At 29.5% G+C, this 10,852-nt stretch carries 16 protein-coding genes; all 16 read left to right on the plus strand.

Annotated features, from left to right (window positions below; genetic code table 11):
- The first annotated feature begins 26 nt into the window (after nt 1–26).
- Nucleotides 27–953 (plus strand): ADP-ribosylglycohydrolase family protein, encoded by a 927-nt coding sequence (locus tag T473_RS0114405; protein ID WP_024622522.1) that lies wholly within the window; start codon nt 27–29, stop codon nt 951–953.
- Between the two features lie 197 nt (nt 954–1,150).
- Entirely contained in the window at nt 1,151–4,312 is a 3,162-nt protein-coding gene (locus T473_RS0114410) for a PHP domain-containing protein (RefSeq protein ID WP_024622523.1), read from the plus strand.
- 79 nt (nt 4,313–4,391) lie between these two features.
- Nucleotides 4,392–4,640 carry a hypothetical protein gene (locus T473_RS0114415; protein ID WP_024622524.1) on the plus strand — a complete coding sequence of 83 codons (249 nt, stop codon included), beginning with the start codon at nt 4,392–4,394 and terminating at the stop codon, nt 4,638–4,640.
- Nucleotides 4,621–4,899: a hypothetical protein gene (locus T473_RS0114420; RefSeq protein WP_024622525.1), complete on the plus strand. Its 279-nt coding sequence runs from the start codon at nt 4,621–4,623 to the stop codon at nt 4,897–4,899. Before T473_RS0114415 ends, T473_RS0114420 begins: the two co-directional genes overlap by 20 nt.
- A gap of 32 nt (nt 4,900–4,931) precedes the next feature.
- Entirely contained in the window at nt 4,932–5,255 is a 324-nt protein-coding gene (locus T473_RS17460) for a hypothetical protein (protein WP_024622526.1), read from the plus strand.
- Nucleotides 5,256–5,287: 32 nt separating this feature from the next.
- Nucleotides 5,288–5,863, plus strand: a complete 576-nt coding sequence (locus T473_RS0114430) for a 3D domain-containing protein (RefSeq protein ID WP_024622527.1) — start codon at nt 5,288–5,290, stop codon at nt 5,861–5,863.
- 5 nt (nt 5,864–5,868) lie between these two features.
- Complete coding sequence (locus T473_RS0114435; protein ID WP_024622528.1) at nt 5,869–6,354, plus strand: hypothetical protein; 486 nt, start codon at nt 5,869–5,871, stop codon at nt 6,352–6,354.
- Between the two features lie 13 nt (nt 6,355–6,367).
- On the plus strand, nt 6,368–6,535 hold the full coding sequence (locus T473_RS18645; RefSeq protein WP_161627579.1) for a hypothetical protein: 168 nt from the start codon (nt 6,368–6,370) through the stop codon (nt 6,533–6,535).
- A 279-nt stretch (nt 6,536–6,814) separates the two neighbouring features.
- Nucleotides 6,815–7,351, plus strand: coding sequence for a hypothetical protein (locus T473_RS0114455; protein WP_024622529.1), 537 nt, complete (start codon nt 6,815–6,817; stop codon nt 7,349–7,351).
- Nucleotides 7,352–7,425: 74 nt separating this feature from the next.
- Nucleotides 7,426–7,611 carry a hypothetical protein gene (locus T473_RS0114460; RefSeq protein WP_024622530.1) on the plus strand — a complete coding sequence of 62 codons (186 nt, stop codon included), beginning with the start codon at nt 7,426–7,428 and terminating at the stop codon, nt 7,609–7,611.
- Between the two features lie 9 nt (nt 7,612–7,620).
- On the plus strand, nt 7,621–7,884 hold the full coding sequence (locus T473_RS0114465; RefSeq protein WP_024622531.1) for a hypothetical protein: 264 nt from the start codon (nt 7,621–7,623) through the stop codon (nt 7,882–7,884).
- 193 nt (nt 7,885–8,077) lie between these two features.
- Nucleotides 8,078–8,698, plus strand: coding sequence for an AAA family ATPase (locus T473_RS0114475; RefSeq protein WP_024622533.1), 621 nt, complete (start codon nt 8,078–8,080; stop codon nt 8,696–8,698).
- Nucleotides 8,683–9,249, plus strand: a complete 567-nt coding sequence (locus T473_RS0114480; protein WP_024622534.1) for a RuvC family protein — start codon at nt 8,683–8,685, stop codon at nt 9,247–9,249. Before T473_RS0114475 ends, T473_RS0114480 begins: the two co-directional genes overlap by 16 nt.
- 1 nt (nt 9,250) lies before the next feature.
- Nucleotides 9,251–9,733 (plus strand): dUTP diphosphatase, encoded by a 483-nt coding sequence (locus T473_RS0114485; RefSeq protein ID WP_024622535.1) that lies wholly within the window; start codon nt 9,251–9,253, stop codon nt 9,731–9,733.
- An 86-nt stretch (nt 9,734–9,819) separates the two neighbouring features.
- Nucleotides 9,820–10,029, plus strand: a complete 210-nt coding sequence (locus T473_RS19915; protein ID WP_161627580.1) for an ATP cone domain-containing protein — start codon at nt 9,820–9,822, stop codon at nt 10,027–10,029.
- A 29-nt stretch (nt 10,030–10,058) separates the two neighbouring features.
- Nucleotides 10,059–10,852 (plus strand): anaerobic ribonucleoside-triphosphate reductase (gene nrdD, locus T473_RS16965; RefSeq protein WP_330369525.1); only part of this gene is annotated, 794 nt, incomplete at its 3' end.

The following is a 10,852-nucleotide window of genomic DNA, read 5'->3' on the forward strand; positions in this document are numbered from 1 at the left end:
CATGATTTTATATCAAAGGAGGTTATATGGTACGAGATGGAATTATAGGTTTTGCTGTTGGAGATGCTTTAGGTGTTCCTGGAGAGTTTAAAAGTAGAGTACACCTCAAGGATAATCCAATTACAGAGATGATAGGATTTGGGACACATCACGTTCCCAAAGGTTCTTGGTCAGATGATACTTCAATGATGATTGCAACAATGGATTCAATAATAAAATCTAAAGGAATAAGCTATAATGATATGGCTCTTAGGTTTTGTGATTGGGCGGAAAGAAATAAGTATACAGCTACAGGACAGGTATTTGATATTGGTACAACAACATGGGATTCTTTAATGAGATATTCGAATAGTTTAAAACCAGCAATTGAATGCGGAGCTACAAATTTTTATGAAAATGGAAATGGGTCTTTAATGAGAATTTTACCTTTGGCATACTATCTGCATAAATATGATAAAAACATAATGCCTACGATTAACAACGTGTCATCCATCACACACGCTCATGAGATAAGTGTATTAGGGTGTGTCATTTATGTTAGATATGCGATATTTTTGATGATGGGTATAGAGCCAGATACTGCATATGATATGTTGAGAACAAGTCATTATGAAAGTCTATTTTCGCAAGGTACGATTAAAGAATATGAAAGAATCCTAACTGGGAATATAAAATGTTTAAGTTTAGAGGATATCCGATCCACTGGATATGTGGTACATACTTTAGAATCTGTAATTTATTCATTTTTAAACAATAAGGGATATAAAGATAGTGTATTAGCAGCTATTAACTTAGGAGGAGACACAGATACTATAGGAGCTTTAACGGGTGGTCTTTCAGGGATATATTATGGATATGATAATATCCCTATATCATGGATTGAAAGTCTGGCTAAAAAGGACTACTTATTGTATATATCGGATGAGTTTTCAAGTTATTTAAATAGTTTATAAAAAAGGTAGTAGTGAATTTCTACCTTTACCTAGTGATGCCATTTTAGGAGGGGGATAAAGATTAAGACATATGAAAATTATCATAGACACAGCCATGAGAGTAACATATATACTCCAGATAGCCCAATGTTTATTGAAGACTATCTAAAAAGAACATATGAGTTAGGTCATAAAACAATTAGTACAGTAGAACATGGATGGTTGGTAGATACTTTGATTCATATTTAAAAATAGAAAAGTTCAATAAGAAGTTAATAGATAAAGGTGAATCCCCTCTTAAATGGATCTTTGGAGGGGAGTTCTATTGGGTCAAAAATAGATTTGATAAAGATAGAACAAATTCTCACATTGTTATATTGGCCAGAAATGAAAACGGAAGAAAAAATATAAATAGAATAATGAGTCAATGCAACAAAGATGGTTATTATTATAGACCTAGGATAGACTTAGATCTTATTATGTCTTTACCAAGTGAGGATGTGTTTATAACCACAGCCTGCTTAGCATTCTGGAAATATGATGATATAGATGATATTATTCTAAAGCTACATAACAAATTCAAACACTTCTATCTTGAGGTACAAGCACACCATACAGAAAAGCAAAAAGAAATAAATAAACATATTATCAATCTTAGCAAAGAGTATGATATACCAATCATAGCTGGGGTAGATTCCCACGTTATATATAATGATCAATTAAAAGAAAGAGATGATTATTTAAAAAGCGAGAATGTAATCTACGATGAAGAAGAAGGTTGGTTTCTAGATTTCCCTGATTATGATACATTATTTGAAAGATTCCAAGACCAGGATATACTATCAGACAGAGAGATAAAAAAAGCTTTAGAGAACACAAATCAGACACTAAAATTCGAAGAAATTGTATTAAACAAAGATATAAAAATGCCTACTTTATATCCTGAGTTATCTCAAGCAGAAAGAGATAATAAGCTAAAGGATCTTATCAATGAAGCATGGAAAAAAGAAAGATTAAATATACCAAAAGAATTACATAAAAAATATCTTGAGCAAATTAGATACGAAGTAAATGAGATTATTGGTTGTAAAACGAGTGATTATTTTACATATAATAAGGAAAGTATTGATCTTGGGATCAACAAATATAGTGGAGTACTTACCCATTCTGGAAGAGGATCTGCTGTTAGTATGTACACGAATAAATTGCTTGGATTTACTGAAGTAGATAGAATAGCAGCAAAGGTAACCATGTATCCGGAACGTTTCTTAACTAAGGAAAGAATATTAGAATCTCATGCAATGCCGGATATCGACTTCAATGTTGCATCAAGAGAACCTTTCTTACAAGCTCAAAGGGAACTATTAGGAGATAAAAATGTTTATGATTTAATCGCTTTTGGAACTTTGAAGTTTAAATCAGCATGGAAGATGTATGCTCGAGCATATGACATAACCCCTTCTGATGCAGACATTGTATCAAAGCAAATTGATAAGTATGAGAGTAAGTTGAAGTATGCAGAAAAAGATGAACTAGGAGAACTTATTGAAGATATTAGTATATATGATTTTATAGACGAAAAATACAAAGACTTAATTGAAGGATGTAAGAAGTACTTAGGAATTATCACTACTAGAAAACCGCATCCTTGTGCTTCAGTTGTTAGCCCATTAAATGTTGAAGAAGAAATCGGAGTAATATTGTGTAAATCTCCAACTACGAAAAAAGAAGTATTGGTGGCCTGTATTGAAAGTGGAACTATAGATGCTTTTGGTTGGTTAAAAAATGATTTTCTATTTGTAGATGTGGTTAGAACAACAGATCAAATATATAAACGTTTAGGAATGAAGCCTTTATCCATAGATGAATTATTAAAAAGAATAGAAAACAATGAAAAAGTTTGGGACATATACGGTAAAGGGCTGACTTTATGTGTCAACCAATTAGAAAAAAGTAGCACTAGAAAGAAGACTATAAAATACAAACCTCAAAATATAGTAGAGTTATCTTCACTAATTGCTGGAGTTAGACCATCCTTTAAAGATTTAATCGATCAATTTTTAGCTAGAGATAATTTCAAATATAATATAGAAGCATTAGATGACCTTTTGCAAACTCCAGAAATGCCATACTCGTACATATTCTACCAAGAGCAATTAATGCAGATACTTGAATTTGCTGGGATTAATGTTAAAGAGACATATGACATTATTAAATCAATAAGTAAGAAGAAAACTTACTGTAGAGATTGTGAGAATACAGGAAATGATGGAATGAAAATATGTCCTAGATGTGGGAGTAGACACATCGCTCCATATGTTGAAAAAATAGAAGAAGAGTTTACAAAAGGATTTAAAAGAAAAATAAATATAGATGATGATAAAGTAGTTAAAGAGGTATGGAGTATTATATTAGCTTTTGCAGGTTATGGATTTAATGCTTCCCATGCGTATTGTATGGCTATTGACAGCGTAACTCAGGCATACTTGAAAGCTTATCATACAGAAATTTTTTATGAAGTAATGTTAGAAAACTATACTGAAAAAGGTGAGAAAGATAAAGTAAAAGCATTAAAAGAAGAAATGAAATATTTCGATTTAAAAATAGGAGAAATTAAATTTGGACAAGACAACAGAGGATTCAAGGCTGATATTGAAAATAAGATAATAAGTCAATCAATCAAGTCTTTTAAACAAGTTAACCAAGATACAGCTAATGTTTTATATGAGTTATCAAAATACGAATATAATTCAGTTGTTGATTTATTTGTAAAGATTAAAGAGTTCGGAATTGATAAAGGTAAGATGGATGTATTAATAAATTTAGGATACTTTGAAGATTATGGGAATATCAACTATATAAAAACTGCATATTACTTATTTAGACAACATTACGATACGAAACTAGTGAATAGCAGTTCTGTTTATTATCAATTTTTAATGCCATACGCAGCTATAAAAACTGAGAAACAGATAAGAGAGATTGACACAAAGCAATATATACTAGATCAACTTAATAATATAGATAAAACAATTTCTGATAGTGAACAAATCATAACAGATTTTAGAAGATACGAGTACTCAGAATTTAAGAATTCAGAAACGAATAAAGACTGTTACGTTATAATAAATAATTTACAAGAAAATGAGAGTTATAGCCCTAATTTTGAATTATACAATATTAAAACAGGTCAAATTAGAATAGCCAAATCATATAAAAAAGATCGATTAAAAATTGATGATACCGTAATAATAAGTAAATTTAAGAATAAGCCTAAGCAAAAATATATTGGTATTGATGAAAAGACAGGAGATCCGAAATATGAACCATTAGACACTAATGAAGATTGGATAGATAAATTTTATAAGATTTCTATATAATTAGTTGACATTATAGTAACAACATAGTATACTGATTTTAGATAAAGATATTATAGTAACAACAAAAAGGGGGTAACGAATGGAACTAAATTTAGAAATGTCGCTTGAGGACATGTGGAGTGTTATTGAAGATAAATTTAATAGTTTTATTAATCTCTCAAGGAAGACAAACAAAGAGGCAAGTGACTGTCTTGATATGGCATCTTACTTTTGTACAATTCAAGACAATATACAAATTTTAGATGACAAGATGAGACAGAGCATGCACGGAGAATTGGAACAATATATGAAAAATAATCCAGGAATATATGGCTCAGAAGAAATGTGATTATTGTACGGAAGTAAAAAATAATATAACAGAAATCAGTATAGAAAATGAAGTTAACTATATATGTAGAGAATGCTATCTAGATTATATAACACAATGCGAAATATGCAATGAAATTATATATAAAGATGATTTTAGTTGTCAAAAATGTGGAATTTCAATATGTAAAGAAGATAGCTATAAGTATCAAAATAGATGGTTAGAATTTGACACTGTCTGTGAAGAGTGTTGGGATGATATAAAAGAAAAAATTAAATAAGATAATATTTTCATTATTATGGAGGTTAAATTATGGAAGAATTAATAGGAAAATGCTTTTTATTTATTAATGAAGAATATGTAGTAGAAGAAGTTTTACTCTATGGTCATAGATGTGTTTGTAGACAAATGTCTGATGATACAACGAAACAATTTAGTTGTGATTATGTTAAAGAATTGATACTAAGATATAAAGATTCTATAAGAGAACGAGAAAAAGATTGTGATGCAATAGTGTTTAAAGAAGAAGATGAGAAAGAATTATTAGAGAGAATGCTTAAATTTTATATGGGTAATGGAAGCCCATCTTTCAAAGATTTACAAATAATATTTAAATTTAATAAGGAATTTAAATAAAATGAATAGTTCATTTATAAAGAAAGGAGGAGATGTACATTAGGAAAAAAATTATATTTGCGGTGCTTGTTATTTTAATTTTAATAGGAATTTTTATAAAAGTACATGCAAAAACGGACGAGGAATTGCCAGCAGCAAATTTTAAATATGATGCAAGTACTTTAGTTAAAGAATCTGCAATTGCCTTAAACAGTGCTATAAAAGAATATTACAATAGCGATGAATACAAAATGTATAAACTAAAAGCAAATATAGAAAATGAAACAGGAATTAAGATAAAAGAATTACAAGCAATTACATGTAATATAACATACTATTCTAGCTTGGCTTGTGAGAATGGAAAGTATGGATTTAAGACAGCATCAGGAACAATGATGAATGACAAAACAGTCGCTAATAATTTCCTTAGTTTCGGAACGGATTTATACATAGATGGTTATGGTCATAAGATAGTCCATGATAGAGGGAGTAGCAGACATTTTAACACTGTCAATAGATTTGATGTTTATGTCCCGAGAAATAACGGAGAGGGTGACAGCGTCTATTACAAGAGGGTTAATAACATGGGTAGAAAAACAGTTACGGGTTATATATTAGTGGAGGAGTAGATTATATGAGATTAGCAATTTATGATATACCAGATTTAACTTTCTATAAAGAAAATGGAGAAAAGATTTTTACTACAAAAGATTGTAACAATATGGCTATAAGAGAGTATTTCGATGATAATGATGGAAGTAAAAGAGTTTTTATATTTTTAAAATTCGATATTATTATGTTAGATTTATTAAACTGCAAGTTCAATGAAGAAACAGATAGGAGTGACTTTGAAAAGGATGATAATATATTCTCTTTTTCAATATCCGAAAAAAGCAATTCTCAGAAATTAAAATTAAGAGGAATATTTAATGGGAAAAATGATCAAGGCCTTTCAATCCCAATGAGTTTTAAAGCTGAGGAGTGTGTGTTTGTTAATATTGATAAAGTAAACACTATCTTGAACTTAAGTGCCGCAAAAGTAACCGAATTTGACTACGTTTTAGAGTGTTTTAAAAATAAAAAAGATGATTACATTAAGTTTAATGTTTTAAAAAAATAATAGAGGTGCTGATATGAATTCAATAGTAATTACAGCGATATATTTTACATGTCTTGGGATTGCGATAGGATGGATAGGAGAATACATATCTAAAAACAAAAAGAAACGAACGATCCTATATGGCGATTATGAATATATACAATCGAAAAAAGATAAAAGATATACAGAAAAGGGTTTTTAAATGGATTTATTAAAAGAGATAGAAATTACTTTACTTCCATATTCTAAATTGATTGCAATTTTATTAGTGTTAGGAGTAATGAATAGATTATTCAAAAATTGAAAAGAAAAATACAGGAAACAAAAAGAAATAAAAGGTAGATTTTATTCAAATAACAATTTCAAGTTAATGACAGAAAGAGGTTTTAAATGTTCGAACAAAATTTATTATCTACAGTTCTTTTATGTGTAGGAGCTGCGGTATTGATAAAAATAATTTATAGAGAATAGGAGAAAATATTTGAAGATAATAAGAGAGAAAGATAAGAAAAAGAAATCAATTGAACAAATATGTAATGAGTCTATTATGCCTAAACTGTATTCAATAGACAATAATTCTTTTGTACTTTGGGAAGGTAGAGAGACGTTTATATCTTCTCTAATTGAATCAGTTGAGAATAATAAATTAATGTATTTATATGGAAAATGGCATAGAGGTATAGGGAAAAGTAGTTTTATAGCAAATCTAAGCAAAGAATATGATATACCGATTATAACAACAAGTAGGATGCAAAAGAAATTGTTTGTAAATGAGTTACATGTGCCAGAAAATAAAGTGTTTTTTATGCATAACGAAGAATATTCTAATGACACTAAATACAGAAGAAACGAGTTCAATAAATTCGCAGATAATGAGAATCGCATGTATGCTTTAGTAGATTTATGGGGTGCTCAAGGAGGTCATTTTAAAATGATAAATAAATATTTTGACGAGAATGATATCAAAGGGACTTTATTGGGATTTGTCAGTGATGATGTTCAATATAGATTAAAATAGATATTTTATTATAGATTCGTAGGCTAATATACCTTAGCATTACCTAGTAGAAATTAAGAGAGAGAGGAATAAATTTGAACGATAAAATATTTTATTATAACAATGAAGGAAAATTATATTGTAATAATTTGAATTTAAGTATATCTGTGACAGATATTTTATCCATTGCTCAAACACCTAAAGATTTAGAATGGATAAGTGAAACTTTAATAGAAACCATTGAGTGTGAAACAGAGGATATGCTTGACGAAATGGAGTAGGGGGAATAGATGTATAGATATAAAGTAATTGATCTCAGAACATTTGATTATCTACCAGATAAAAATAAAGAATATGAAAAATTAAAAGGCCAAATGTTCTTAATGAATAATGTAAACGGATGCAATTTATCCAATCAAATTGATGTAGCATTAGTATTTATTGACAAAGTTATAAAATCATCTGCAACATCATTTTGTAAAAAAGGAAATTATTATTCTCTAACAACTTTAGATTTCAGTTGTGAAATGGTACTGTTAGAAAAGATAGTATAATGTATAGTAATATACAAGAATATCGATATTTGTTGAAAAGATTAAATGATGCTGAGAGATATTTTTTATCTCTTAGTGATTCTGATATTGAAACAATTGAGAATAGTAAAAATTATATAGCATTGAAACAAATTATATATAAATTATGTGAACTGCATCTTTTAATTAAAGAAGAAATATAGAGGGGGATTTAATGGAAAATCTGAATAAAAAAGGGGAAACATTAAAAAAGATTTTTGTGTTTTTAGGATATTCAGGATCAGGGAAATCAACATTAGAAGAATATATATCTGACAGTATGAATATACCAAGGTTGATTAGTCATACGTCTAGACCACCAAGATGTGTGGAAGAAGTAAGAACTCAGTCTTATCATTTTGTAAGTGATACATTCTTCAAGGAAAATGAAGATGATTTTATAGAACATAGAGAATATCATGTAGCAACAGGGGATATTTGGAATTATGGAATTCATAAATCAGAACTAGAGGGAAAAACATGTTCCGTGGTTGTTGTAGACCCATATGGGTACTCTGCGTTAGAAAATTATTTTAAAAATAGCTCGGTTAAAATCATACCTATATTTGTACAGGTGGATAAAGATATACTTGAAACACGCTTGATAGCAAGAGGGGATGACAAAGAAGAAATTGATAGAAGATTAGCTGACGATAAAGAAAGATTCGCACCATTTTTAGAAAAAGAAAGTTATTATACAGTTTGCAACAATAAATCACCTGATGTCATGATTTATGAAGCTCTAAAAATAATAAATAGTGAAATAAAAGAAGAATTTTATTGCAAAAGTTGTTAGCTCTTGATTTATCTGTGACATCAACAGGTTGGTGTATTTTTGAAATACAAAAATCTAAGAAGTATAATTATGATATAATATCTTATGGAAAAATAGTTACGGCTGCAGATGACTTTCACACTGAAGATGAGAGGTTGAATTTTATTTGCAATGAAATAGAAAAGATTATAAAAAACAATGAGATTAGCACAGTATTGATGGAAGAACAATATATATCAATCAATAAGCAGATAGGGCTCCTTTTAAGAAAATTATTAGGAGCTTCGATGCGTACTGCTGAATACAATAGCTGCGACACTATATATCTTCAAGCAACTAGTGTAAGAAAAAATTTGAATATAGAACAAAGAACTAAAGTTACGATAGACAAACATGGAAATGATAAAATTACTAAAGTTCGAATTGATAAAAAAGATGTAGCTTTATATATAAAAAAAGAAGTAATTGATATAGGCGACTATAGTGATTCTGGTAAGCAAAAAACCAGTGATATATATGATGCTATAGCTTTAGGGGTAGCGTATATTAACATTTTAAGAAAAGAGGTATAATATGAATTTAAAAATAAAATATTTTGATGGAGCAACTAAGTTAAAAAAGATAGAAAAAGGTAATTGGATAGATGTGTATGCAAGACAGGAAGTTTTTATACCATTAGGGGAATATAAACTAATACCATTGGGTTTTGCATTAGAGCTACCAAAAGGATACGAAGGAATAATAGCCCCTAGATCTTCAACTTTTAAAACTTGGGGATGTATTCAACCAAACTCGATTGGTGTTATAGATGACACGTACATAGGAGATAATGATGAGTGGCATGGAATGTTATATTGTCTTCAACCAAAGGATATACCAAATACAACACCAGGAACATGGACTACACAAGACAAGGTACCAGGAACAACGATAAGAAAAGGTGACAAAATTGCCCAGTTTCGAATTCAAAAATCCATGCCTGAAATAATATTTGAAGAAGTAGATAAATTAGAAAACTCAAATAGAGGTGGATTCGGTACAACAGGAAGTATTTAACATATATAAAATGTCTAGATGTATAACAAAAAGGGTATAAAATTGTACTAGGACGAAAAACTAAACAACAAATAAGGAGTGGTATTTTGATAAGTAAAGTAATAAAAAGAGATGGCTCTAGTATCCCTTTTAATAAAAATAAAATAGAGAATGCAATAATATTAGCAATGAAGAATGGAAGTGGGATTCATATGCCACAAATTGCTAAAGCGATTGCTCAAGAAGCAGAAGACAATTTTTCGAAGATGGAAAGCGTAAGTATCTCACAAATTGAAGGATTTGTTTTGATAGATTAAATGCACATGGTCAATCTCTAACAGCGAGAATGTATGAAGGTTATCGCGCTGTCAGAGAATTTCAAAGAAAAGTAAGTATAACCGATGAGGGAATATTAGGCATAATCGATAAATCAAATGAAGATGTATTAAATGAGAATTCTAATAAGGATTCAATATTAATATCTACTCAAAGAGATTTAATTGCTGGAGAAGTTTCAAAAGATATAGCTAGAAGAAAGCTAATTCCTACATATTTAGTACAGGCACATGATGAAGGGGTTTTACATTTCCATGATCTTGACTACACAATACAACCGATGTTCAATTGCTGCTTAATAAATCTAGAAGATATGCTACAGAATGGAACCGTAATTAATGGTAAACTTGTAGAATCTCCAAAGTCGTTTAGTACTGCTTGTACTATCACGACACAAATTATGGCACAAATAGCAAGTAACCAATATGGTGGACAATCAATTACGATAAAACATCTAGCACCTTTTCTGAGAGTATCTTATGAAAAATATTTTAGTAATTATAGAGAAAAGTTTAATGAAGATATAGCGAGTGAGTTAGCCCATGATAGAATTGAAGAAGAATTAAAATCGGGTATTCAAACGATAAGGTACCAGCTGAGTACATTACAGACTACTAATGGACAAGCTCCTTTTGCAACTATTTACTTAGAAATAGAAGAAGGTCATGAATTTGAAAAAGAAATGGCTATGATCTGCGAAGAAATGATCAAACAGAGAATAGTAGGAATGAAAAATGAAAAAGGTCAAGAAATAGGAGAAGCTTTCCCTAAATTAGTATATCTTTTAGATAAACACAACTGTTT

The sequence above is a fragment of the Clostridioides mangenotii TR genome (genome assembly GCF_000498755.1).
GTDB classification, from domain to species: Bacteria; Bacillota; Clostridia; order Peptostreptococcales; family Peptostreptococcaceae; genus Metaclostridioides; species Metaclostridioides mangenotii_A.

Bases quoted from the DNA above. Each gene is read 5' to 3' on its own strand.
- T473_RS0114405 (WP_024622522.1), top strand. From the start codon at position 27: ATGGTACGAGATGGAATTATAGGTTTTGCTGTTGGAGATGCTTTAGGT.
- T473_RS17460 (WP_024622526.1), top strand. From the start codon at position 4,932: ATGGAAGAATTAATAGGAAAATGCTTTTTATTTATTAATGAAGAATAT.
- T473_RS0114410 (WP_024622523.1), top strand. From the start codon at position 1,151: ATGGTTGGTAGATACTTTGATTCATATTTAAAAATAGAAAAGTTCAAT.
- T473_RS0114415 (WP_024622524.1), top strand. From the start codon at position 4,392: ATGGAACTAAATTTAGAAATGTCGCTTGAGGACATGTGGAGTGTTATT.
- T473_RS0114485 (WP_024622535.1), top strand. From the start codon at position 9,251: ATGAATTTAAAAATAAAATATTTTGATGGAGCAACTAAGTTAAAAAAG.
- T473_RS0114420 (WP_024622525.1), top strand. From the start codon at position 4,621: ATGGCTCAGAAGAAATGTGATTATTGTACGGAAGTAAAAAATAATATA.
- T473_RS0114435 (WP_024622528.1), top strand. From the start codon at position 5,869: ATGAGATTAGCAATTTATGATATACCAGATTTAACTTTCTATAAAGAA.
- T473_RS0114430 (WP_024622527.1), top strand. From the start codon at position 5,288: ATGTACATTAGGAAAAAAATTATATTTGCGGTGCTTGTTATTTTAATT.
- T473_RS0114465 (WP_024622531.1), top strand. From the start codon at position 7,621: ATGTATAGATATAAAGTAATTGATCTCAGAACATTTGATTATCTACCA.
- T473_RS0114475 (WP_024622533.1), top strand. From the start codon at position 8,078: ATGGAAAATCTGAATAAAAAAGGGGAAACATTAAAAAAGATTTTTGTG.
- T473_RS18645 (WP_161627579.1), top strand. From the start codon at position 6,368: ATGAATTCAATAGTAATTACAGCGATATATTTTACATGTCTTGGGATT.